Below are 22,633 nucleotides of genomic sequence, written 5' to 3' on the forward strand. Positions count from 1 at the left end.
ACCGTACATCATCCCTTACGGGTAGATCATCGGCCGTGTGCGCCGTATGCGGCGGCTATGGCGTGGAAAACCTCTTTGGGCTGCCACGTTCCGTCCTTGAGCATCTTGACGACGCCGTACGACGCCAGGTCGAGGTCGTGCGCCGGGTCCGGGTCGTGCGGCAGCCCGAAGCCCGCGAAGGTGAACCAGAACGCGCTGTCGACGCCCTCCGACTCGAAGACGTCCAGCAGTTCGCGGAAGTAGCGGACCTGTTCCCGCTCGTCGCGCTCGTACGTCCCGTCCAGGCCGGGCGGCTCGGTGTCGCGGTCAACGATCATCCAGCCCGTCCCGCCGCGGTCGGCCGCGCCCGAATAGGTGCAGCAGCCGAACTCGGTGACGGCGACGGGCTTGCCGTGCGCGAAGTGCCGCCGGACCTCCTCCCGGTAGGCGGCGGCGTTCTCGGCGGAACGGTAGGCGTCGACCGAGACGATGTCGAAAGGGCCCCAGTCGACGTCCTCCCACGGGCCGGCCGCGTAGGTGATCTTCCCGCCGAAGCGCGCGCGGGCGGCGGCCACGGTCTCGGCGAAGAAGGCGTTGACCCGGCGGGGCGTGTCCCGCATCGAGGCGTAGACGGCCGGGTCCCCGGACAGGATCGCCGCGATGCGGGCGTGCGTGTCCGCGCCGGGGATGAACCCGTCCGCGAACAGGCTGACCTCGCAGCCGGTGACGAGCACGACCTCCGCGCCGCCGCGCCGCACGTCCTCGGCCCGCTCGGCGCATTCGGTGAACAGTTCCAGCATCTCCGCCGGCACCAGTTCGCAGGGGAAGGGCGCGAACCAGATCTCCAGCCCCGCCGCGGCGGCCTCCTCGGCGGCGACGCTCAGCCGGTCCGGCCGGCCGCCGCTGATCCGGACGGCGTCGCACTGAAGGTCCTCGGCGATGGCCCGCATGTCGCGGCGGACGTCGGCCCGGTCGAAGTGCGGGCGGGTGTTCACGTGGCCCGGAAAGAAGCCGGTGTCGTAGTTGATCCCGTGGCGTCGCATGCTCTCTCTCCTTGTCTCGGGATGCGGTTTCAGGCGGCCACGGCCGGCATCGCGGCGGCCTCGCGCTCGGCCTCGCGCTCGGCCTCCGCCTCGGCGTCGACCATCGCCTTGATCTTCTCGGTCGCGGCGCCGCCGCTGACGACGGCCGCGACGGCGAGGGCGGCGATGAGGAACACGGCGCCGAGCCAGGCCATCGTCTCGACGGGGATCGTGTAGGCGCCGGCGATCCGGGCGACGCACTCGGCGAGCAGGGCGGCGCCCCAGATCGCGCTGAACCGCCGCTCCAGCGTGCGGAACCGCCGCGACCCGTCCAGCAGCCGGCTCCAGGCGGCCTCGCGGGCCGCGTCTCCACCGGTGATGAACGGCTTCAGCCCGGCCGTCATCATCGGCCGGCCGCGCAGCGCCGAGGCGAGGATGACCAGCCCGATCACGCTGCTGATCCCCGAGTCCTTGGCGATCATCAGGCGGGGGTCGCCGGTGACGAAGCTGAGCGCGATGCCGACGGCGTTCACCGCCAGCATCAGGCCGGCCAGCGCGTTGAGCGCCCGCTCCCGGACGAAGCCGACGACCGTGCGGGCGGCGGGGAACACGCTGCTGAGCGCGAGAGAGGTCACCAGGTCGACGCCGAGGCCCTTGTGCGCCGCGTAGTAGATCCCCAGCGGGATGGCGACGTCCACCACCAGCGGCGACAGGGCCTTCATGCGCGCTTCTGCCAGTTCGTTCATCGACCTCTCCTCGGTCTCGTTCGCTGTGACTCCAGCGTCGCGAGAACCGCGGCGGCGCGGCAGATTCATGCGTCCACGGCTCGGCAGGACAAATGTCACCGCCGGGGCCGGTCATGGCCTGGGTCTTTTCCCGTGACCCGGGTGGCGCATGTCCAATCTGTGCTGAAATGTTACGGATGCAGTCAGCTGCCGCGCCCTCACCCGTGTACTTCACGGTCAGCGCCCCGCCGCCACCGGAACCGCCGGTGCGGGGGCGTCTCTGGCGCGTGCTCGGCTGGGTGTCGATCGTGCTCTCGGTCGTCCTGGTGGGCGGCAGCCTCACCTTCTACGGGTTCTGGCGGCGGCTGGACGGCCAGATCGACCGCGAGAACGTCGACGGCAGGCTCGGCGAGAACCGTCCGGCCAAGCTCAACAACTCGCTGAACATCCTGCTGATGGGCTCCGACAGCCGCGCCGGGGAGAACGCCCGCTACGGCACGGAGGCCGGGCAGCGCTCCGACACCACGATCCTGCTGCACATCTCGCCCGGCGGGGAGAGCGCCATCGGCATCAGCTTCCCGCGCGACTCGATGGTGCAGATGCCGGCCTGCGAGCGCAAGGACGGCAGCACCGTCCCGGCCCAGTTCGGGATGATCAACGCGGCGTTCTCCAACGGCGGCCCCGCCTGCACTTGGCGGACGATCGAGTCGCTCACCAGGATCCACATCGACCACTACGTCGAGGTCGACTTCGCCGGCTTCAAACGGGTCGTGGACGCACTCGGCGGCGTGGAGATCTGCGTGCCGAGGCGCATCGACGACCCCAAGGCCGAACTGCACCTCAAGGCGGGCAGGCAGACCGTCCGCGGCGACCAGGCGCTGGGCTACGTCCGCACCCGGTACGTCCTCGGCGACGGCTCCGACCTCGACCGGATCAAGCGGCAGCAGGCGTTCATGGCGTCGGTGGTCAAGAAGGCCACCGGCAAGGGCATGCTCACCGACCCGGGCCGGACCTACGGCTTCCTCTCCGCCGCCACGAAGTCCATCAAGGCGGACGACAAGCTCACGCTGTCGGTGATGCAGAAGCTCGCCGGGTCGCTCCGCGGGATGAGCGCCGGGAAGGTGCGGTTCGTCACCGTCCCCGTGCAGGCGTTCCCGCAGGACAAGAACCGCGTCCAGTTCGACCAGGCGCTCGCCGCGCCGCTGTTCAAGTCGATCCGCGAGGACAACAAGGTGCCCGAGCCCGCGCCGGTACCCGCGCAGAACCAGGTCCAGCCCGTCCCGCCCGCGCAGGTCAGGGTCGGCGTCTTCAACGCGTCCGGCACCGAGGGCCTCGCGCAGCGGACCGCCGACCAGCTCACCGAGCGCGGCTACCAGGTCGTCAAGGTCGGCACCAGCACGAAGCGCTACGCCCAGACCCAGATCCTCTACGGGACGGGCGCCGAACGGCAGGCGGCACGCATGGCGATCGCGGTGCCCGGGCACCAGCCGCGGCCCTGGGCGTCCGCCCGGCCCGGCTATGTCTACCTGGTCATCGGCCGGGACGGCGCCGCGCTGCGCGGGCTGAACCCGGCGGTACCGAAAGTTGCGGGAGAAATCCGTGCTGACCGCGATATTTGCGCCCAGACCTGATGTGGTCGCATCGCACCGGTATCTTGGCCCGCGCAAACCACTAACCCCACTAAAGCGTCCCTTGTAGGACGGCGCACCTCTATCCCCCGACCCTGGCCCGGAGCCGCCCACCCCGCACGAGGCTCCACGGCCGCCACGCCCCCCGGACGGACGCATGCAGCCCGAACCCTTCACCCTGTTGATGACCGTCTACGGCGGTGATCGTGCGGAGCACGTCCGGGACGCCTTCCGCAGCGCGGTGCACGACCAGACGCTCCGCCCCGACCAGGTGGTCCTCGTCCAGGACGGCCCGGTCCCGCCGGACCTGGCCGCCTGTCTGAGCGAGCTGGTCACGGCCGGCCCGGTCGAGGTGACGTTCGTGCACCTGGAGCACAACCGCGGCCTCGGCCCGGCCCTGGACGCCGGCCTGCACGCCGCCCGCCACGACATCGTCGCCCGCATGGACGCCGACGACGTCGCCATGCCGCACCGTTTCCAGACCCAGGTGCCGCTCGTCCGCTCCGGCGCCGACCTCGTCGGCGCCGGGCTGCTGGAGTTCCGCGCCGACATCACCGACGTCGTCGGCCGCCGCACCCCGCCGAGCGACCCCGCCGACATCGCCCGCTACTCCCGCCTCCACGACCCGTTCAACCACCCCACGGTCGTCTACCGGCGCAGCGCCGTCGTCGCCGCCGGCGGCTACGGAGACCTCCCCCTCATGGAGGACTACTGGCTGTTCGTCCGGATGATCGCCAACGGCGCCCGGATGGTGAACGTCGCCGAACCCCTCGTCTACTACCGGGTCGGGGACGGCGCCTACGAGCGCCGCGGCGGCCGCGACCTGCTCCGCTCCGAACTGCGGCTGCAGCGCGAGATGCGCCGCGAGGGCTTCATCTCCCAGCCGCAGTACTGGCGCAACGTCATGGTCCGCGGCGGCTACCGCCTCGTCCCCACCATGATCCGCAAGCCCTTCTACCGCGCCCTCGTCGCCCCCTACGGCGCCCGGCGCAACCGCTCCCGCGACCGCGACGACGCCCGCGGGCGGCCGCAGCCCGCCACGTACACGCCCCGCCACGCCCGCCCGGCCGCGGAGGGGCCCGAGAGGCTCCCGGGCCTCGACACCGCCCCGCCGCACCCCGACGCGTAGACCGCGACGGTCCACGCCGTCACGGTCCACGCCGTCACGGTCCACGCCGTCACGGTCCACGCCGTCACGGGACGGGGCGGCTCCACAGGACGGGCTGCCCGCCGTTCGAGTCGGCGCTGCGGCCTACCCCGAGCAGCGTGTTCCCGAGCGCGGTGAGCCCGGTGATCTGCTGGTCGCCCACCCCGCCGAGCCCGGTGCCGCCGGGCGTCGAGGACTGCCAGGACGAGCCGTCCCGCGACGTCCACGACACCACGTCGGTCGAGCCGGCGCGCCCGGTGGTGCCGGTCGCGGCGAAGCCCTTCGGGGTCGCGGTCAGCGCGGTGACGGTGGCAGGCGAGCCGCCGCTCGGAGACTCCAGCGGGCGCCACGTCTTTCCGGCGTCGGTGGAGACGTAGCCGAGCCAGTCCAGACCCTTCGACGTCGCCCCGATGCCCGCGGCCACCAGGGTGCTGCCCTTGACGGCGACGTGGGTGAGGTGCCCCTCGGTCACGCCGCCGGGCACCGGAAGCTCCTGCAGCGTCCACCGCTTGCCGTCCGGCGACAGCCACACGGACGGGTGGTTGCCCTTGCCGTCCCGGCTGCCTCCGACCGCGGCGTATCCGAACGAGCCGGACGCGACGTCCAGCATCCAGCGGCTGGCGGACTTGGTGCCCGCCATCATCTTCGGGTCCGTCCCGGCGCCGCGCGTCCAGTTCTTCAGGTCGGGCGAGAACCAGGCCGCCACGGAGTAGCCCTGCGTGCCGACGACGACGTATCCGGCGGAGCCGGCCGCCGCGGCGTAGGTGACGGGCACGCCGTCCCTGCCGGCCGCGAAGGCGGACGCCGAGTCGGCGGCCTGCCACGTCGCGCCGTCCTTCGAGGTGACGACGAGGGGCCGGCGCGGCGTGGCCTGGTCGTAGCCGACCGCCAGCCAGCCCGCGCCGCCCGCGGCCACGTCGTTCAGCTGCTGCGGGCCCGGCCGGGTGAACGCGGCCCCGAGGCCCTGTGCGGGCTTCCAGGAGGCGCTGTCCCGCGAGGACCAGACGGCGGCGTCGCCGCTCGCGCTGCCCACCGCGACGGCGAGGTCGCCCGTGGCGCCGACGGCCCTGACCGCGTGGTCGGGACGGATGGCGCCGGGCACCTTCGACAGGTCGACGGGGACCGCGCCGCCGTTCTCGTCCCAGACGCCGAGCATCGGGTCCATGTCGCCGCCGCCGGGCTCGCGGCCGACGAGGATCGTCTGGCCGCCGGCGGCGGCCATGCCCAGCATCTCCCGGCCCGTCTTCGCCTCGGCGGTGCCGGCGTCCTTCCAGGTCGCGCCGTCCGCGCTGCGGGCGAGCAGCACGTCCCCGCCCCGGACGACGACGGCGGTGAAGCCCCGGCCGTCGGAGATGATCCCACCGGTCCGCTGGTAGCCGGACGACGTCAGCTTCCCGGCCTTGCTCCACGACCGGCCGTCCTTGGACGTGTACGCCTGCCCGAAGAGCTTGCCGGACGCCTTCATCTCGCGCATCGCCATGAACCCGGATCCGCCGCCGCCGATCATCAGGCCGCGGCTGCCGCCCGGCACCGGCACGTCGGACGTCGACCACGACCGGCCGCCGTCGTCGGACCGCCAGACCTTCCGGTAGGGACCCGGCTTCTTGGAGTCGGGCGTGATCAGCCCCTCCAGCAGGATCGCGTCACCGCTCGCGGCGGCCTCGACCAGCGAGAACCCGCCGTTCTCGACCTGCAGGCCGATCTGGTCGTCGGTCCTGGCCTCCCAGCGGCGCCCGTCCTCGGACAGCCACACCGCCGGCCGGGAGTCGCTGAAGTCGCCCTTCGGGGAGTTCTCGCCGATCGCCAGGAACCCGTCGCGGGTGCCGACGATCCGGTTCACACGGTCGTTCGCGTGGAAGACGTCGCCGACGGCGTCGGGCTGTCTGCGCCACTCCTTGCCGTCCTCGCTGGTCCACACGGCGCCCGCGCCCCCGGTCCGGTTGCCGACCGCGACCCAGCCGCGGGGCGACGCGCCGACCGCCACGGGCACCCCGCCGGGCGGCGCCACGCCGCCGTCGGTGTCCTGCTGGGCCACGGATCTGAACGTGCGGCCGCCGTCGGAGGAGACGAGGAACATGCCGCGGGAGTCGAGCGGGTCGCTCTCGCCGCCGACCGCGACCACCGTCGAGCCGCGCGCCGCGACGCCGGTGATCTGCTGGTCGCGGCCGTCGGTGCGGGCCGCGCCGTCCACGGGGAACAGCGCACCGGCCAGCTTGGCGCCGCCGCCACCGCCCTTGTCGTCGTCGCCGAGCAGGCCCGGCACCACGAGCACGGCCGCCGCGACCAGCGCCGCCGCGGCCAGCCCGGCCGCGCCGATGAGCAGCGGCTTCTTGAGGCTCCGCCGGCGTCCGCCGGAGCCGCCGGGCGGAACGGCCCGCCACGGCTCCTCGATCACCGGCGGCGGCGGCGCCGGGTGGGCGGCCTCCGGGCCTGGGGCCTGCGGGCCCGCGGCCTGTGCGCCCGGGATCTGCTGCGCCCACGGGAACGGTTCCGCGGCCGGGGGAGGGGCGCTCGGCGGGCTCGGCAGCTGGTGCGCGCCCGGGATCTGCTGGGCGCCCGGAACCTGCTGGGCGTAGGGGAACGGCTCGGCGGCCGGAGGGTTCTGCGCGGGCGGGGGCTGCGGCGGCGCGGGGGGCTGCGCCCCGAAGGGCTGCGGCGCGAAGGGCTCCGCCCTGGTCACGTCCGGCTCTTCCTGCGGGTGGGGGAAGGGCGACGGCGGCGAGGGTTCCGCCCAGGTCGCCTCCGGGTCCTCCTGCTGGTTGGAGAAGTGCGGCGGGGCGCCGAACTCCGCCCGCGTCACCTCCGGGTCCTCCGGCCGGTAGGACGACGGCGGCGGCACGGGGAACTCCACCCGTGTCATCTCCGGGTCCTGCCCGAAGAAGGCGGGCGGCACCGGGATGTCGGTGGACGTCGCCGGGGCGTCCACGACGGGAGCCGGGAGGGCGGACGGGGCCGCGCCCTCCTCGTCGATCACCGTCTTCTCGGCGTCCTCCGCCTGGCCGCCCGTCGCGGGCTTGCGGGCCCTCGGCAGGATCATCGTGTGCGACGTCTCTTCGAGGGCGTGATCCATGACGGTGCGCTCGGCGAGGTCGCCTTCCGCATCGTCCACGGGGACGTCGTCTACGGGGACGTCGTCCTCGGGAGCGTCGGCCTCCAGGTCGTCGCTCTCTGGATCGTCGCTCTCCGGGTAGTCCTCGGGCGCGTCCGCGGAGACGTCCTCTTCCTCGGGGTCGTCCTCCGGGTCGTCCTCGGGAAGCAGCGCACCGGACCAGGAATCCTGGTCCTCCTCCAGCCAGCGCTGGGGGGGCGGGTTCTCGGCCGTCTGCCCGGGTTCGGGACGCTCACCCTCGTGGTCGTCATCCGGCTTTCCGGTTGCAGTCACACCCGCTCTCCCAGCATCCGATCACTCTGCACATCTCTCACTGCGCGTCTCACACCGCACCAGGCCCTGTGCTCCGCAGTCGTCAGCGATGATAGCGGCGCATATCGGAACGAAATCCCTCAGCGGCTCCGGCCGGCGGAGGTGCAGCCCGCTCCCGCGCAGTGAGTCAGCGCGTAGAGCAGGGCCGACAGATGCCGGCGGCGCTCCTCCGGGAGCCCGGCGGCGATGTTGGTCAGCTCGTGCGGGTCCCGGGCCCGGTCGTAGTACTCGCGTTCCCCGTCGGCGTACTCCACGTAGAGCATGTCATCGGTGCGGAGCGCGTTGTAGGTCGTCGGCGAGCCGGGCGCGGAGTCCTGCCGGTCGGGGTCCAGCGGGGACGGCGCCGGCTTGACGTGCTCGACCAGCCCCGACTCGCGCCAGTCCGCGGGCTTGGCGCCGCGCAGGAACGGGACGAGCGACCGGCCGTCGGCCGCCACCGCCGGGCGCGCGCCCGCCAGTTCCTGGAACGTGGGGGCCAGGTCGGTGTTCTGCGCGATCTCGCCGACCTCTCGGCCGGTGGGGACGGCAGGGCCGACGACGACGTACGGCACCCGGATGTCGGTGTCGAACGCGGTCATCTTCCCGCCGGCGAGCCGGTGCTCGCCCATGTGGAAGCCGTTGTCCGATCCGAACACCAGGTACGTGTCGCGGTCCATGCCGAGGTCCTTCAGCGCCGTCCGGATCCGGCCGACCATCTCGTCGACCGACTGGACCATCCGGACCCGGTCGCGGAAGCCCGCGTCGATGCGGTCGGTCCCCGGCCCGCGCAGCTTCGGATGCGACCGCAGCCAGGACGGCTTGTCGCGGAGGTCCGCCTCGTTGAACGACGGCGGCCGGGGCGCCTTCAGGTCGCCGAACAGCTTGGCGTGCCGCGGCGCGGGCACGAACGGGCCGTGCGGAGCGAAGGTCGCGATCTGCATGAAGAACGGCCCGGACCCGCTGGAGCGCTTGAGGAACTCCACACCCTTGTTCGCCAGCACGTCGGTCAGGTAGTCCTGCGGCTTGGAACCGTAGTGGACGAGGCGGCCGTTCTCGTTCAGGTTGTAGTCGTACTCGGGGTACCCGTTGCCGCTGACGTGCCATTCGTCCCAGCCCGGCGGCACGTAGGGTTGCGTCGAGCCCTGGGTGTCGTTGGGCTGGTAGCCGTTCATGTACTTGCCGAGCAGCGCCGTCCGGTAGCCGGCCTTCTGGAGGGACGGCGCGAACGACGCCTGCTCGCCGCCCTTGGCCTTGAAGACCTCGTAGCCGCCGTCGGGCGGGAAGTTCGTGCGTACCCCGGTGTTGTGCGGGTACCGGCCCGTGAAGATCGTGGCCCGGGAGGTGCAGCAGAGCGAGTCCGCCATGATGAAGTCGCTGAACGTGAGGCCGTCCTTCTGCATCCGCTGCACCTGCGGCATGTGTGCGACGAGGTTCCAGGAGAGGTCGTCGGTGAGGACGAAGACGATGTTCGGCTTCTTCGGCGCCTTGCCCGCCCCCGGACCGGACGGCTTGTCCGGCTGGAGGAGGCAACCGCTCAGTCCGAGGGCGGCGACCAGGCACAGCACGGCCGTCAGCCGCCGATGTCGGATCAACGTCCGTGTCCCCTCCGTGATGCCATCGCCGGGCAAGCGTAACGATCTGGACGCCGCTCCGCGTAGCCGGGGAGGTTGGCCGTTCTGCCTGGGTTGTTGACATGATGCGGGTGCCATGAGGAGGACGAACCGGGGCCTGCGGGTGCTCGAAACGCTGATGCCGCTGGTCGCGGGGGTCGCGATCAGTGCTCTGGTCGCATTGGTCGTCGGGCTCGCCGTCTCCGGCCGGCCCGCGCCGCGGCCCGGCGCCGGCAGGATGCCGGGTGCGCCGCTGCCGAGCCCGGCGGGGGCGCCGGCGGCGCTCGACCCGGCCGGGTACTCGCCCGTCAAGCCGGTGATCGACGGGGCCTTCGCCGACCCGGCCGTGATCAAGGTCGGGGGGACGTACTTCGCGTACGGCACCAACAGCGCGGACACGAAGCTGCCGGTCGCGACGGCTCCGTCGCCGACCGGGCCGTGGACGGTGTCGCCGGGCGACGGCCTGGCCCGGCTCCCCGCGTGGGCGTCCGGCGGCTGGACATGGGCGCCCGAGGTCGTCCCGCCACGCGGAAGCGGCCCGTACGTGCTGTACTTCTCCGCTCGCCGGAAGGGCGGCGACGAGCAGTGCATCGGGGTGGCGACCGCGTCCTCGCCCGCCGGACCGTTCGTCCCGCGGGAGGGCGCGCCGCTGGTCTGCCCGCTGAACCTCGGCGGCGCGATCGACCCGGCGTCCTTCATCGAGCCGGACGGCACCCGCTACCTGCTGTACAAGAGCGACGCCCGGAAGACGGCGGCGATCTACCTGGTCAGGCTGACCCCGGACGGGCTCGGCCTGGCCGGGCCCGCGAAGCGGATCATGACGCGCGCCGCCGGCGAACCCGTTCTCGTCGAGGCGCCGGACCTCGTCCGGCGGGGCGGGAAGTACGTCCTGCTGTACTCGGCGGGCTGGTACTTCACGTCGAACTACCAGACCCGCTACGCGGTGGCGTCCTCGATCGAGGGCCCGTACCGGAAGGGCGGCCCGGTCCAGTCGACCGGCATGTACGGCAGGCGGATCGAGGGGCCGGGCAGCGCGGACGTGTTCGCCGACGAGACCGGCGACTACCTGTTCTTCCACGGCATCCTCGACCATCACGGCGGCTCGAAGGTGACCCGCGGCATGTACGCCGCCCGCCTCGGCTGGGACGGCGCGCGGCCGGTCGTCCGGGGCGTCCCCGTCCGCTACGAGGCGGAGCGGGCGCGGCTGAACGGCTGCGTCCCGGCGTTCGGCCGGCGGGGCGCGTCCGGCGGCAGGGCGATCGGCCCGTTCGCCCGCGACGGCTGCCGGGTGGACGTGCCCGTGTTCGCGCCCTCCGCCGGGCGGTACCCGGTCTTGGCGCGGTACGCCAACCGGTCGGGGCGTGCCTCGGACCTGGAGGTGTCGGTGAACGGCTATGCGGCGACGTCCCTGCGGCTGGACGCCACGGAGGTCGCCGGCTGGGCGTCCGTCACGGTGACGGTGGACCTCGCCGCGGGCTGGAACACGGTCGGCCTGCGCCGCCTGGGCGGGCAGGGGCAGCTCGACTACCTGGAACTGCGGTAGGGGCCCGTCCGCTCGAACAGGGCGAGCCAGCCGCCCCGGTACGTCCAGACTCCGGCCTGCCGCCAGGGCCCGGCGGCCTGCACCGCCAGTTCCCGCCGCTCGATGACCGGGCCGTGCGGGTTGAGCGACCGGTGGTTCATCACCCACACCCGGTCCGCGCCGGCGAGCCTCGGCGGCAGGTCTCGCGGGGGCACGTCGCGGCCCTTGAGGTTGGCGTCGGTCACCGGGTCCACCTCCATGCCGACGTCGCGGAGCCGCCCGAAGACGTCCGGGTAGGTGGCCGCACTCCACCGCACGGCCCCTGCGAGGTAGACGACGGCGTCGCCCGGCCGGGCGTGCGCGCGGATGACGTCCGCGACCTTGTGCATGTTCTCCGGACGGCTGTCCTGCCGCCGGATGTACACCTGGTCGTGGACGGACGGGGCGACGAGCGCCACGACCGCGACCGCCGTCAGCGCGGTCCGCACGGCGGGGCGGGGCGGGGCAGTGAAGATCGCGGCGAGTCCCGCGCCGGCGAGCAGCGCCACGGCGGGCAGGCAGAAGGTCGTGTACCGGTAGTAGAAGATCGGTTCGTGCACGCTGGCGGCGAGGAGCAGCACGGTCGGTAGCACGGCCCACGGCAGCGCGACGGCGGGCAGGGAGGGCGCTACCCGGAAGCTGGCCTCGCCGGGCTCACGCGAGCGTTTCATGACGCCCGCGACGATGCCGATCAGGGCGAGTATCACCACGGGCGCGACGAGCGCGGTGGCCCCGGTGAGGAACTGCACCTGCGTCCAGGCGACGTCCCACGACGGCCGGGGGAGCCATTTCACCTGGCGTTTCTGATCCTGCGCCGCGACCGCCAGGACGACGAGTGGGGCCGTCGCCGCCGCCGTCGAGACCAGCCAGCGCACCCACGTCCCGGCCTTGGGGCGCGTCAGCAGCAAGGTGACACCGTGCGCCGCCACCAGCAGGGCCCCGTCCAGATGCAGGAACCCCAGCGCGGCGACCGCCGGGACGTAGCCGGCGAACCAGCGCCAAGGGTGCCGCTCTTCACGGTCCACGGCGCGGATGAGCAGGTACGTCGCGAGGACCGCGACCGCGGCCGTCAGGGCGTAGGAGCGCGCCTCCTGCGCCCACCGGCTGGTCTGGGGGTTCGCGGCCCACGCCAGCCCGGCCAGGAGCCCGGCGGACGTCCCGAGGCAGCGCCGGCCGATGACCGCGACGCCCGCGCCCGCCGCCGCCATGGCGAGCGCGCTCGGCAACCGTAAGGAGAGCTCGCTCGTCCCGAACGCCGCCACCCACGGCTTCATGATCATGTAGTAGAGGGCGTGGACGAGGTCGAGATGCGGGAAGACGGCCAGCATGTCGCCGTACGACCGCGTGGTCATGCTGATCGTGGCGGCCTCGTCGAGCCACAGTGACGGCGTGCCGATGCCGACGAGGCAGACGGCGAGCGTCAGCGCGGCCGGGGCGAGCGGCAGCGCCGGCCCGGCGAGCCACCGTGCCGGACGGGCCGTGTCGTCCCGGGGGCGGCTAGTCGTCTCGACCATCGGAGCCGCCGCTGCCCGAGGGCGATGTGACCCCGGTCTCCCGCAGTACCGCCGCGGTCGGTCTCGGCCGGGTGAACAGCCCGTCCTTGACTCCGCGGACCAGTGCGCGGCGCAGCACCGCCCGGTCGGAGGACCCCGCGAAGGTGCGGGCCCAGCGGCGCACCGTGGAACCGGCGTACAGGGCGCGCTCCGGCGGCGCGAGCCCGGGGCTGCCGGTGAACAGCCAGATCTTGTTGCGCACCTCGTAGAAGAACCGGTCGCCCGGGTCGGCGTCCGCCCCGCCGAACTCCTTGGTCTTGTGCACCACGATGCTCGCCGGGCAGAGCAGCCCGCGGCGGCCCCGCAGCAGCCGGGTCGTGAACTCGAAGTCGTCGTTCCACAGGAAGTAGTCGGCGACCGGCAGCCCGCGCTCCCGCACCGCCGCCGCGTCCACCAGCACGGACACGAAGGACGCGGACCGGATCGGCACGCAGCCCGCCGCGCGGGCGATCCGCGCCTCGGCGACCGTCGCCCGGGGCTTCGGGCGCGGCGTGTTCATCGGATGGTCCCGGCCGTCCGTCCACACGACCCGGCTGGCCAGGAGCGCGGGCGGCCCGTCCTCCCCGGTCGCGGCCTTCTCGCGGGCGGACAGCAGCGCCTCCAGGGCCCCGGGTTCGGGGACCGTGTCGTCGTCCAGCAGCCACAGCAGCGCGGTGCCGCTGCCGAGCGCCCGGGCCATTCCGGCGCTGAAGCCGCCCGCCCCGCCGATGTTGCGGGACAGGACGAGCAGGTCCACGTCAGGGAACCGTTCGGCGACCATCGCGGCGGTCCCGTCGGCGGACGCGTTGTCCACGACGATGATCCGGTCCGGGACGCGCGTCTGGGCGCCGAGCGCGGTCAGCGACTCGTCCAGGAGGTCCCGCCGGTTGTAGGTGACGACGACCGCGGTGACGGACGGGCCGCCGCGGGTCTTCGGGCCCCGCTTCACGCGTTCCGCCTGCCCGTGGCGCGCCGGGCGGCGCGTTGCAGCGCCGGCGACGGAGACGCGGCGGCGTCCATGAGCCGCTCCAGGTTCTCGCGGACGCCCTCCATCTCGCTGTTCAGGTGGGCGAGGCCGACGCGCTCGTGGGCCAGCGCCAGCTCCTCCAGCAGGTGCGCCACCACTCCGACGGACGCGGTCGCGACCAGCTCTTCGGGGACGTCGCCGGGCAGCATGGCGGCCTCCGGGGCCCGGGAGGTCGTCAGCTCGTCCAGGTCGCCGGCCACGTCGTAGCCCGAGGCGCGCAGCGAGCCGGCGAGCTCGCGGGTCCGCTCCGCGGCCCACTCGGCGTGCCGCGCGGGCAGGCCCATCCGGGTACGTCCGGTGTCGGCGGTCCCGCTGGTGAGGCCCTGCCCCACGAGGTGCTCGTGGACCATGCGCTCGTAGTCGCCGCCGAGCGCCGGGCCGATCCGCTCGTTCAGCCGGCGCAGCAGCTCCGCCTCGATCGCCGGCATGGGCTCGTCCCCGGCGATGCCGCCGAGATCGCAGACCCCGTCGTCGACGCCGATCAGCGTCCGGAACCGCTCCCACAGCACGCCGGGCGAGTTTCCTGTGGGGGGGCGCCCCCCCACACCGGGCGCCGGCAGAGTGAGGACGTGGACGCGCTCCTTCGGCACCGCCCGCTCCCACGTCCCCAGCACCCGGACAGGATCGTGCAGGCCCCAGAACATCTCCCCGTACGGCTCGGGCGCGTCGATGCCGCGCGCGACGAGATCGTCGACGAAGCGCTCGAAGGTGATGGTGTGCGCGTGCCGGATCTGCTCCTGCCAGTCGAGGATCAGCTGCCAGCCGAGGTCGAGGGTGGCGTAGACCACGTGCACCTCGGCCGGTTCCAGCGCCTTCACCGCCCGCCGCACCTGCTGCTCGGTCGCACCGCCGAGCAGGGCCTGGGAGAAGACGACGGTGGGGCCGTCCCAGTCGCGGGCGCGGCGCGCCATCCGGTCCCAGGCGCCGTCCCAGCTGGGGTCCCGGTGGCCGCCCCAGCTCATCTCCCGGAGGTCCATCACGGCCGCGAAGTGCTCCTGCGGACCGGCGATCGGGTAGCAGACCCCGGCGTCGCCCAGGCGCCGCCGGTTGAGCCACAGCGCGCGGTGCAGGAAGGCCGCCTCGGCGGCGGGCGCTCCCACGTGCAGGTAGACGGACTTTCCGCGGTCCCCCATGCGGGCGCTCACCTCGTTCTCGTGTCGGCGTCGGGCCGTCCCGGCCGGCCCTGGATCCTGCGGTAGGCGCCGCGCAGGCGCCCGGCCGCCGGATAGCGTTCCTTCGCGTTGCGCTTGGCCCGTTCCACGAGCGGCGCGGCGTCCTGGACCAGCCGGCCGGTCGTGTCCAGCAGATCGGCGGAGCCCGCCCGCAGCATGTCGATCTGGTCCCGGACGGGGATCTCCGCGCCCGGGACCGCGTCGCCGCGTTCCCGCCTCTCTTGGACGCGCCGCAGCAGAGCCGCGATGGCATCGACGCCGACGTCGGCCATCTCCGCCCAGCGCGGCTCGTCGGGGGAGGGCGCGACCGCGCGTCCGAGGGCGGGGCCGGAGGCGGGCGCCGGCATCAAGTCGTACAGGTCGCCCACCACGTCGTATCCGGCGGCGCGCAGCGCCTCGGCCGTCTCGATGGCCCGCTCGGTCGCCCACCGGACGTGCTCGCGAGGCAGTTCGATCTTGACCGGATGAGGACGCCCGGCCAGTACGTGCTGGGCGAGGAAGAGCTTGACGTCCTCGTTGTAGACGTGCCAGCCGAGGCGGCCGCCGAGCGCCTCGTTGAGGCGCAGCAGGAACTGCGTCTCGGACAGGCCGAGCGACGGGTTGCCGAACGTCCGGGACAGGTCGTAGGCGTCCGGGACGAGGCCGGTGGCCTTGCAGAACCGCTTCCACAGCAGGTCGCGGGGCGCCCCGGGCGGGGGCAGCGTGACGACGTGGACGCGTTCCGGCGGCAGGTGCGCGCCCCAGCGGCCGAGCACCCCGACCGGGTCCTGCAGCCCCCAGAACAGGCGCGCGCTCTCGTAGGCACGCCAGTCCTGCCGCCGCAGGGCCGTCACGAACTCGCCGAACGGGGTCGTGAACCGGTTCTTGACGTCCTCCTGCCAGTGCGCCGGGATCTGCCGGCCGAGGTCGCGCACGGTGAAGATCACGTGAACATCGGCGAAATCGAGATCCGCCATGGCCTGGCGGATCCATTTGGGCCTGGCGGGCGCGAACAGCTCCTGGGAGATGATGACGGTTCCGGGCCAGTCGCGGGCCTCGGCGACCAGGTCCCGCCACGCCCCCCGGGTGGCCGGGTCGGACGCCTCCCGGAAGAACGTCCGGCGCAGGTCGAAGGCGGCGCGGACATGGGCGGCGAGATCGCTGCCCGGGTAGAGGACGCCGTGCTCGCGCAGCCGGTGCCGGTTGTGCCACAGCGCGTGCTGGAGGAACGTCGTGCCGCTCTTGGCCGCCCCGACATGCAGGAAGACGGCGGGGCGCGCACTCTGTGCCGCACTGCCGGGAGTGGGTGGGGCCACCGCGATCCTTGGGATTCCTGCGCCGGTACCGATCGAACCCCGGGTATCTTAGCCGCATTCCGTACATATGGATCGGCGGTGCCCGCGCGCGGCCAGGTCCTTCGCTCCCCGCACGAGACGGGATGGACACCGCTCTTTGACTTCCTCCCCTCCCTGAAGGGAGGGGATTCCTACGGCTCGCGCCGTGGGTGTTTCTGCTTCACGGCCGACTGCGGAAGGGAGGACCCTTGCCGTCTGACATCAGCTCCACAGACCTCGCCGGGGATGCCCCCGGCTACGGCTCGACCAGCCGCAAGGATGTTCTTGGCCGCGTTGACGTCCCTGTCGTGCCGGGTGCGGCAGCCCGGGCACGTCCATGCCCGGGTAGAAAGGCTGAGCTTCGCGAGCAGGTGCCCGCAGTGCGAGCAGGTCTTGGACGAGGGGTACCAGCGGTCGATCACGATCAGAGTGCGTCCGGCGCGTTCGGCCTTGTACTCCAACTGGCGCCGGAACTCGCCCCACCCGCAATCGGAGATCGCCTTGGCCAGGCTACGGTTGCGGACCATGTTGGCGACCGCGAGGTCCTCGACCACGATCACGTCCGCTTGGCGGACGATGCCGGTGCTGGTGCGGTGCAGGAAATCGGAGCGGGCGTTGCGGACCTTGCGGCAGGCGCGGGCGGCCTTGGTCTTGGCCTTGCGGCGGTTGACCGAACCGGGCTGCTTGCGGGCCATTCGCCGCTGGTACCGGGCCAGGTTGCGCTGCTTCTTCTCCAGGTGGCGGGGGTTGGGGATGCGTTCCCCGTCAGAGGTCACCGCGAAGTCCTTCACCCCCAGGTCGATGCCGATGGCGTGCCCGGCGGCCGGTATGGGCTCGGGGGTGTCGGTGTCGGTGTCGACGGCGAAGGTCACATACCAGCGGCCGTCCGGCTCCCGCGAGACCACCACCGTCGTCGGGTTCAGCGTGGCCAGGTCCATGTCCTCGAAGGACCACGCGAAGGCCAGGGGTGCCGTGGTCTTGGCCATCCACAGCTCGCCTTCGCGCATGCGGTACGCCGAGCGGGTGTAGTGCGCGGACTGGCGGGAGTTGCGGGTTTTAAAGCGCGGGTAGCGGGCGCGTCCGGCGAAGAAGTTGGCGAACGCGGCGTGCTGGTGCCGCAGCGCCTGCTGCAGCGGAACGCTGGACACCTCCGACAAGAACGCCAGCTCTTCTGTCTTCTTCCACGCGGTCAGCGCGGCGTCGGTCTCCTTGTAGGAGATGCGCCTGCTTTCGACGTGGTAGGCGCGGTGCCGCTCGGCGAGGGTCTTGTTCCAGACCAGGCGCACGCAGCCGAACGTGCGGCCGAAGATGGCCGCCTGCTCGGAGTCCGGGTAGGCCCGGCACTTGTACGCCGTCCGCATGACCAGCACGTTACAGAACGCAACCGTGCGTGTACGGAGGACGCGGATCGTGTGCCAGCAAACTTCGACGCAGGAGGATCCCGGCTGCGCCGGGCCGCTTGTGGAGTCAGCATTCCTCACCAGCCTGAAGGCCGAGGCACCCTTCGGAGAACTAGGTGAACGTTGATCTCGTGGTGGCCGGTTCGGGGTTCTTCGGGCTCACGGTCGCCGAACGATGCGCCGCCGCGCTCGGCCTGCGCGTGCTCATGCTCGACCGCCGCGACCACATCGGCGGGAACGCCTACAGCGAGCTGGAACCGGAGACGGGCATCGAGGTGCACCGCTACGGCGCGCACCTCTTCCACACCTCCAACGAGCGGGTGTGGGAGTACGCGAACCGGTTCACGGCCTTCACCGGCTACCGGCACCGCGTGTACTCCACGTACAAGGGCCGGGTCTACTCGATGCCGATCAACCTCGGCACGATCTGCGAGTACTTCGGCCGGGCCTTCACCCCGGACGAGGCGCGGGCGCTGATCGCCGGGCAGGCCGCCGAGGTGACGGACCCGGCCAACCTGGAGGAGCAGGCGATCTCGCTGATCGGCCGCCCCCTGTACGAGGCGTTCATCCGCGGGTACACGGCCAAGCAGTGGCAGACCGACCCGCGCGACCTGCCCGCGGAGATCATCACGCGGCTGCCGGTGCGGTACACCTTCGACAACCGGTACTTCAGCGACACCTACGAGGGGCTCCCGGTCGACGGCTACACCGCCTGGCTGGAGCGGATGGCCGACCATCCGGGCATCGAGGTCCGGCTGAACACCGACTTCTTCGACCTGCGGGACGACGTGGTCGGCAACGTGCCCGTCGTCTACACCGGCCCCCTGGACCGCTACTTCGGCCACGCCGAGGGCGAGCTGGGCTGGCGGACGCTGGACTTCGAGACCGAGGTCGTGCCGACGGGCGACTTCCAGGGCACACCGGTCATGAACTACGCCGACGAGGACGTCCCGTACACCCGGATCCACGAGTTCCGCCACTTCCACCCGGAGCGTGCCGAGTACCCCGCCGACCGGACGGTGATCATGCGGGAGTACTCCCGTGCCGCGGCGCGCGGCGACGAGCCGTACTACCCGGTCAACACCGCCGCCGACCGGGCCCGCCTGCTCGCCTACCGCGAGCTGGCGGGGCGCGAGGACGGCGTGCTGTTCGGCGGGCGGCTCGGCACCTACAAGTACCTCGACATGCACATGGCCATCGCGAGCGCGCTCAGCATGGTCGACAACAGGCTGCGTCCCCATTTCAGCGAGGGCTCGCGTCTTAGTAACAGACCCGGAGGACCTCGGGGGTCGTCGCCCCGGCCCGGGCTACGTGGAGGTGTGGACGAGTGACCGAGCATGCCGAGACGTCCGGCGAGTCCGGCGACGCCACGGGCCTGCGGGTCCTGCAGCGCGTCGTGATGCCGGTGGACCGCGACCTCGACGTCCTCAAGCTGTACGTCGAGGGCGAGATCGCCCGGGGCGCCGAGGCGGTCGCCGCCGAGGCCGCCGCGGAGGACGGCATCGTCACGGGCCTGGCGGAGGACGTGGGCCGCCGCAGCGTGGTCGTGCCGGTGGGGCGCCGGGTCTCGTTCGCCACCTACTTCAACGCCTTCCCCGCCAGCTACTGGCGGCGCTGGACGTCGGTGGAGGAGGTCGTCCTCCGGGTCCGGATGCGCGGCGAGGGCACCGTGATCGTCTACCGGTCCAGCGCGAAGGGACACATCCAGCGCGTCGACTCCGTCCGGATCGACTCCGGGACCTCCCGCGAGGAGACGTTCCGGCTGCCCCTGCGCCCGTTCATCGACGGCGGCTGGTACTGGATGGACATCCTCGCCGGGGAGGGCAACGCCGTCCTGGAGCGTGCCGACTGGTGCGCGGGCATGAGCGCGTCCGGGCCCGTCCGGCAGGGGCGGGTCAGCCTCGGCATCACCACGTTCGACCGTCCCGGCTTCTGCGTCGACCAGCTCCTCGCGCTCGGCGGCGCCCCGGAGGTCCTTGACGTGGTGGACGCGGTCTACGTGGTCGACCAGGGCAGCGACCGCGTCCGGGACGACGCGAACTACGAGCGCGCCGCGGCGGCGCTCGGCCCGAAGCTGCGCGTCATCGAGCAGGGCAACCTCGGCGGATCCGGTGGGTTCTCCCGGGCCATGGACGAGACCCTCAAGGCCGGGACGAGCGACTACGTCCTTCTCCTCGACGACGATGTGGTCACCGAGACCGAGGGCGTGCTGCGCGCCGTCGCGTTCGGGGACTTCGCCCGCACGCCGACGATCGTGGGCGGGCACATGTTCAACCTGTTCGTCCGCTCGCAGCTGCACGCCTACGGCGAGACCATCGGCCGGTACCGCTGGTGGTGGGAGGAGGCCCCGCACACCAAGCGCGAGCACGACTTCGCCCTGCCGCCCGACCCGAACCCGCGCGCGAAGACGAGCTCGGGCAGCCTCCGCAAGACGAAGTGGCTACACCGGCGCGTGGACGTCGATTACAACGGCTGGTGGATGTGTCTCATCCCCACCGACGTCGTCCGCAAGGTCGGGCTGTCGATGCCGATGTTCATCAAGTGGGACGACGCCGAGTACTGCGTCCGCGCGGGCGAGGCGGGCTTCCCGACCGTGTCGCTGCCCGGCATGGCCGCCTGGCACGTCCCCTGGCAGGACAAGGACGACGGCATCGACTGGCAGGCGTACTTCCACGAGCGCAACCGCCTGGTCACCGCGCTGATGCACTCGCCGTACGAGCGGGGCGGCAACCTGGTCAAGGAGAGCTACATCATCTCGGTGAAGCACGCTCTCGCCATGCAGTACTCCACCGCCGAGCTGATGCTGTCGGCGATCGAGGACGTGCTGAGCGGCCCCGAGCACATGCACGCGGGGATCTCCACCAAGCTCCCGGACATCCTGGCGTTCCGCGCCGCGTTCCCGGACGCGCAGAACCGCACCAGCCACGAGGAGTTCCCGCAGGTCCGCAGGAACAAGCCGCCCAAGCGCGGGCGCGGGTTCAAGCCGCCGAAGGGCAAGGTGAACGTGCTGACGAGCGCGATGCTCGGCACCCTCAGGCAGCTCCGGCCGGTGGACTCCGGCTCGGAGGGGAACCCGCAGGTGGTCGTCCCGCACATCGACCGGCATTGGAGCCTGCTGTCGCAGGTCGACAGCGCGCTCGTCTCCTCGGCCGACGGCACCAAGGTCGCCTGGTACCAGCGCGACCCGGAGCGTTTCCGGACGCTGCTCAGGCGCACGTCGCTGCTGCACGCGAGGCTGAGCCGTGAATGGCCGGAGCTGAGCCGCCGCTACCGGGCCGCCATGGCGGAGATCTCTTCCCCCGAGGCGTGGCGCGCGACGTTCGAGGCGGCGGGGGAAGAGACGGAATGACCGTCACGCCGATCCGCGCGGACGAGGGGCTGCGGGCGCCGGGAGGCGCCGGCGGCCTGCGGCAGACGCTGCGGGAGAAGTACCTGCTGCGGCTGCTGGTCCGCCGTGAGCTCAGGGCGCGCTACAAGGGCTCGCTGCTGGGTCTCGGCTGGTCCTATGTGCGGCCGGCGGTGCACTTCGCCGTCTACTTCTACGTCATCGGGATCTTCCTCGGCATGGACGACCGGGTCGAGGACTTCCCGGTCTACCTGTTCTCCGGCATGGTCCTGATCAACCTGTTCACCGAGACGCTGCACTCGGCGACCCGGTCGGTGACGGGGAACGCGCCGCTCGTCCGGAAGGTGTTCCTGCCGCGCGAGCTGTTCCCGGCGGCCTCGGTGCTCGTCTCGCTGGTGCACTTCCTGCCCGGGCTCATGATCCTTTCGGGCGGGGCCGTCGCCGCCGGGTGGCGCCCGTCGCCGGCCGAACTCGGCGCGGCCGCGTTCGGCTTCGCGATCGTGCTCGTCTTCGGGTTCGGTCTCGGGCTGCTGTGCTCGGCCGTGAACGTCTTCTTCCGCGACCTGGAGCAGGTCGTGGACATCTCGATGATCGTCATCACCTGGTCGGTGCCGATGATCTATCCGTGGACCCACGTCCAGACGCACGCGCCCGGCTGGGTGCTGGACGTCTACCTCGCCAACCCGCTCGTCAGCGCGGTCTCGCTGTTCCAGCGGGCCTTCTGGTTCTCCGGCACCCGCGGCGACTTCGCATTCCCGCCCCACCTGTACGCCCACGCCGCCGTCTCCCTTGCGGTGAGCGTGCTCGTGTTCGTCGCCGGCCACGCGGCGTTCTCCCGCATGCAGACGCGCTTCGCCCAGGAGCTGTGACCGTTGACCTCCGTACCGTCGGCACCGTCCACCCCCTCGATCGTGATCGACCGCGTCACGAAGAACTTCACGCTGCGGCACGCGCACTCGATCAAGGAGATGAGCGTCCGCACGTTCCGAGGGCAGAGCCTGTCCGACCGGTTCCGGGCGCTGGACGAGGTGAGCCTCACCATCAGCCAGGGCGAGACCGTGGGGCTGATGGGGCTCAACGGCTCCGGCAAGAGCACCCTGCTCAAGCTCATCTCCGGGGTGATGCGCCCGGACGCCGGGTCGGTCCTCGTCCGCGGCCGGATCGCCGGGCTGATCGACGTCGGCGCCGGCCTGCACCCCGAGCTGACCGGCCGGGAGAACGTCTTCCTCAACGGCGCGATCCTCGGCATGTCGCAGGCCGAGATCACCCGGAAGTTCGACGCGATCGTCGAGTTCTCCGGGGTCGAGCGGTTCCTGGACGACCAGGTGAAGTTCTACTCGTCCGGCATGTTCATGCGGCTGGCCTTCTCGATCGCCGCGCACACCGAACCGGACGTGTTCCTGATCGACGAGGTGCTGGCCGTCGGTGACCCGCCGTTCCGGGAGAAGTGCCTGGCGCGCATCCGCGAGCTGCGCGGCGAGGGACGCACCATGGTCATCGTCGCGCATGACATCAAGATGCTCGTCGGGCTCTGCGACCGCGGCGTCACCATGCGGCAGGGCCGGGTGATCTTCGATGGGCCGACCGAGGAGGCCGGCCGGCTGGTGCGCGAGGACCGCGCCGCCCGCCGCGCCGCCGCCCGCGAAGCCGCCACCGATGCAAGCGTCCGCATGGGGGCCGCACCGGGAGATTTCGGTGGATCGGGAGCTTTCGGTGGATAAGGTGTCCCGGACCGCGGCCGGGGCCGCCGGGAGCGCGTGCAGGACCAGGG

The 22,633-nt window shown here is 72.3% G+C and carries 16 protein-coding genes; 7 read left to right on the plus strand and 9 right to left on the minus strand.

The window, feature by feature from the left end; translation table 11 throughout:
- Positions 1–26: 26 nt before the first annotated feature.
- Complete coding sequence (locus ACQPXG_RS05740) at positions 27–1,022, minus strand: hypothetical protein (protein WP_433466555.1); 996 nt, start codon at positions 1,020–1,022, stop codon at positions 27–29.
- A 29-nt stretch (positions 1,023–1,051) separates the two neighbouring features.
- Complete coding sequence (locus ACQPXG_RS05745) at positions 1,052–1,747, minus strand: VC0807 family protein (protein ID WP_433466556.1); 696 nt, start codon at positions 1,745–1,747, stop codon at positions 1,052–1,054.
- Between the two features lie 176 nt (positions 1,748–1,923).
- Between ACQPXG_RS05745 and ACQPXG_RS05750 the strand changes: the two genes are divergently transcribed.
- Together ACQPXG_RS05750 and ACQPXG_RS05755 are read left to right on the plus strand one after the other, a co-directional pair.
- Positions 1,924–3,357: an LCP family protein gene (locus ACQPXG_RS05750; protein WP_433466557.1), complete on the plus strand. Its 1,434-nt coding sequence runs from the start codon at positions 1,924–1,926 to the stop codon at positions 3,355–3,357.
- Between the two features lie 154 nt (positions 3,358–3,511).
- On the plus strand, positions 3,512–4,483 hold the full coding sequence (locus ACQPXG_RS05755; RefSeq protein WP_433466558.1) for a glycosyltransferase: 972 nt from the start codon (positions 3,512–3,514) through the stop codon (positions 4,481–4,483).
- 64 nt (positions 4,484–4,547) lie between these two features.
- Here ACQPXG_RS05755 and ACQPXG_RS05760 read toward each other — a convergent pair whose 3' ends face one another.
- Together ACQPXG_RS05760 and ACQPXG_RS05765 are read right to left on the minus strand one after the other, a co-directional pair.
- A complete protein-coding gene (locus tag ACQPXG_RS05760) occupies positions 4,548–7,883 on the minus strand; it encodes a hypothetical protein (protein ID WP_433466559.1) in 3,336 nt (1,111 codons plus the stop codon).
- 119 nt (positions 7,884–8,002) lie between these two features.
- Entirely contained in the window at positions 8,003–9,493 is a 1,491-nt protein-coding gene (locus ACQPXG_RS05765; protein ID WP_433466560.1) for a sulfatase family protein, read from the minus strand.
- A gap of 115 nt (positions 9,494–9,608) precedes the next feature.
- Here ACQPXG_RS05765 and ACQPXG_RS05770 point away from each other — a divergent pair, with 115 nt between their 5' ends.
- Positions 9,609–11,054, plus strand: coding sequence for a family 43 glycosylhydrolase (locus ACQPXG_RS05770; protein WP_433466561.1), 1,446 nt, complete (start codon positions 9,609–9,611; stop codon positions 11,052–11,054).
- Here the strand turns inward: ACQPXG_RS05770 and ACQPXG_RS05775 are convergent.
- From ACQPXG_RS05775 to ACQPXG_RS05795, 5 genes are all read right to left on the minus strand, one after another.
- Positions 11,036–12,586 carry a glycosyltransferase family 39 protein gene (locus ACQPXG_RS05775; RefSeq protein WP_433466562.1) on the minus strand — a complete coding sequence of 517 codons (1,551 nt, stop codon included), beginning with the start codon at positions 12,584–12,586 and terminating at the stop codon, positions 11,036–11,038. The two genes, ACQPXG_RS05770 and ACQPXG_RS05775, sit on opposite strands and share 19 nt — an antisense overlap.
- On the minus strand, positions 12,570–13,553 hold the full coding sequence (locus ACQPXG_RS05780) for a glycosyltransferase family 2 protein (protein ID WP_433466563.1): 984 nt from the start codon (positions 13,551–13,553) through the stop codon (positions 12,570–12,572). The genes ACQPXG_RS05775 and ACQPXG_RS05780 overlap by 17 nt, the downstream gene beginning before the upstream one ends.
- Complete coding sequence (locus tag ACQPXG_RS05785) at positions 13,550–14,764, minus strand: hypothetical protein (protein WP_433466564.1); 1,215 nt, start codon at positions 14,762–14,764, stop codon at positions 13,550–13,552. Before ACQPXG_RS05785 ends, ACQPXG_RS05780 begins: the two co-directional genes overlap by 4 nt.
- An 8-nt stretch (positions 14,765–14,772) precedes the next feature.
- Positions 14,773–16,098, minus strand: a complete 1,326-nt coding sequence (locus ACQPXG_RS05790; RefSeq protein WP_433466565.1) for a hypothetical protein — start codon at positions 16,096–16,098, stop codon at positions 14,773–14,775.
- A gap of 170 nt (positions 16,099–16,268) precedes the next feature.
- Positions 16,269–17,477: an RNA-guided endonuclease InsQ/TnpB family protein gene (locus ACQPXG_RS05795; RefSeq protein ID WP_433466566.1), complete on the minus strand. Its 1,209-nt coding sequence runs from the start codon at positions 17,475–17,477 to the stop codon at positions 16,269–16,271.
- A gap of 155 nt (positions 17,478–17,632) precedes the next feature.
- Between ACQPXG_RS05795 and glf the strand changes: the two genes are divergently transcribed.
- The 4 genes from glf to ACQPXG_RS05815 are packed head-to-tail and all read left to right on the plus strand — an operon-like array spanning position 17,633 to position 22,583.
- Entirely contained in the window at positions 17,633–18,847 is a 1,215-nt protein-coding gene (gene glf, locus ACQPXG_RS05800) for a UDP-galactopyranose mutase (RefSeq protein WP_433466567.1), read from the plus strand.
- Positions 18,844–20,865 carry a glycosyltransferase gene (locus ACQPXG_RS05805; protein WP_433466568.1) on the plus strand — a complete coding sequence of 674 codons (2,022 nt, stop codon included), beginning with the start codon at positions 18,844–18,846 and terminating at the stop codon, positions 20,863–20,865. Before glf ends, ACQPXG_RS05805 begins: the two co-directional genes overlap by 4 nt.
- Positions 20,862–21,731 (plus strand): ABC transporter permease, encoded by an 870-nt coding sequence (locus ACQPXG_RS05810; RefSeq protein WP_433466569.1) that lies wholly within the window; start codon positions 20,862–20,864, stop codon positions 21,729–21,731. The genes ACQPXG_RS05805 and ACQPXG_RS05810 overlap by 4 nt, the downstream gene beginning before the upstream one ends.
- 3 nt (positions 21,732–21,734) lie before the next feature.
- Positions 21,735–22,583 (plus strand): ABC transporter ATP-binding protein, encoded by an 849-nt coding sequence (locus ACQPXG_RS05815; RefSeq protein ID WP_433466570.1) that lies wholly within the window; start codon positions 21,735–21,737, stop codon positions 22,581–22,583.
- Positions 22,584–22,633: the final 50 nt, after the last annotated feature.

This window comes from Spirillospora sp. CA-128828, from assembly GCF_050945415.1.
Classification (GTDB): domain Bacteria; phylum Actinomycetota; class Actinomycetes; order Streptosporangiales; family Streptosporangiaceae; genus Spirillospora.

What these genes read in the sequence shown, in the direction of transcription:
- ACQPXG_RS05740 (WP_433466555.1), bottom strand. Translation starts at nt 1,022, where the DNA reads ATGCGACGCCACGGGATCAACTACGACACCGGCTTCTTTCCGGGCCAC.
- ACQPXG_RS05810 (WP_433466569.1), top strand. Translation starts at nt 20,862, where the DNA reads ATGACCGTCACGCCGATCCGCGCGGACGAGGGGCTGCGGGCGCCGGGA.
- ACQPXG_RS05750 (WP_433466557.1), top strand. Translation starts at nt 1,924, where the DNA reads ATGCAGTCAGCTGCCGCGCCCTCACCCGTGTACTTCACGGTCAGCGCC.
- ACQPXG_RS05785 (WP_433466564.1), bottom strand. Translation starts at nt 14,764, where the DNA reads ATGGGGGACCGCGGAAAGTCCGTCTACCTGCACGTGGGAGCGCCCGCC.
- ACQPXG_RS05770 (WP_433466561.1), top strand. Translation starts at nt 9,609, where the DNA reads ATGAGGAGGACGAACCGGGGCCTGCGGGTGCTCGAAACGCTGATGCCG.
- ACQPXG_RS05775 (WP_433466562.1), bottom strand. Translation starts at nt 12,586, where the DNA reads ATGGTCGAGACGACTAGCCGCCCCCGGGACGACACGGCCCGTCCGGCA.
- ACQPXG_RS05795 (WP_433466566.1), bottom strand. Translation starts at nt 17,477, where the DNA reads ATGCGGACGGCGTACAAGTGCCGGGCCTACCCGGACTCCGAGCAGGCG.
- ACQPXG_RS05755 (WP_433466558.1), top strand. Translation starts at nt 3,512, where the DNA reads ATGCAGCCCGAACCCTTCACCCTGTTGATGACCGTCTACGGCGGTGAT.
- ACQPXG_RS05745 (WP_433466556.1), bottom strand. Translation starts at nt 1,747, where the DNA reads ATGAACGAACTGGCAGAAGCGCGCATGAAGGCCCTGTCGCCGCTGGTG.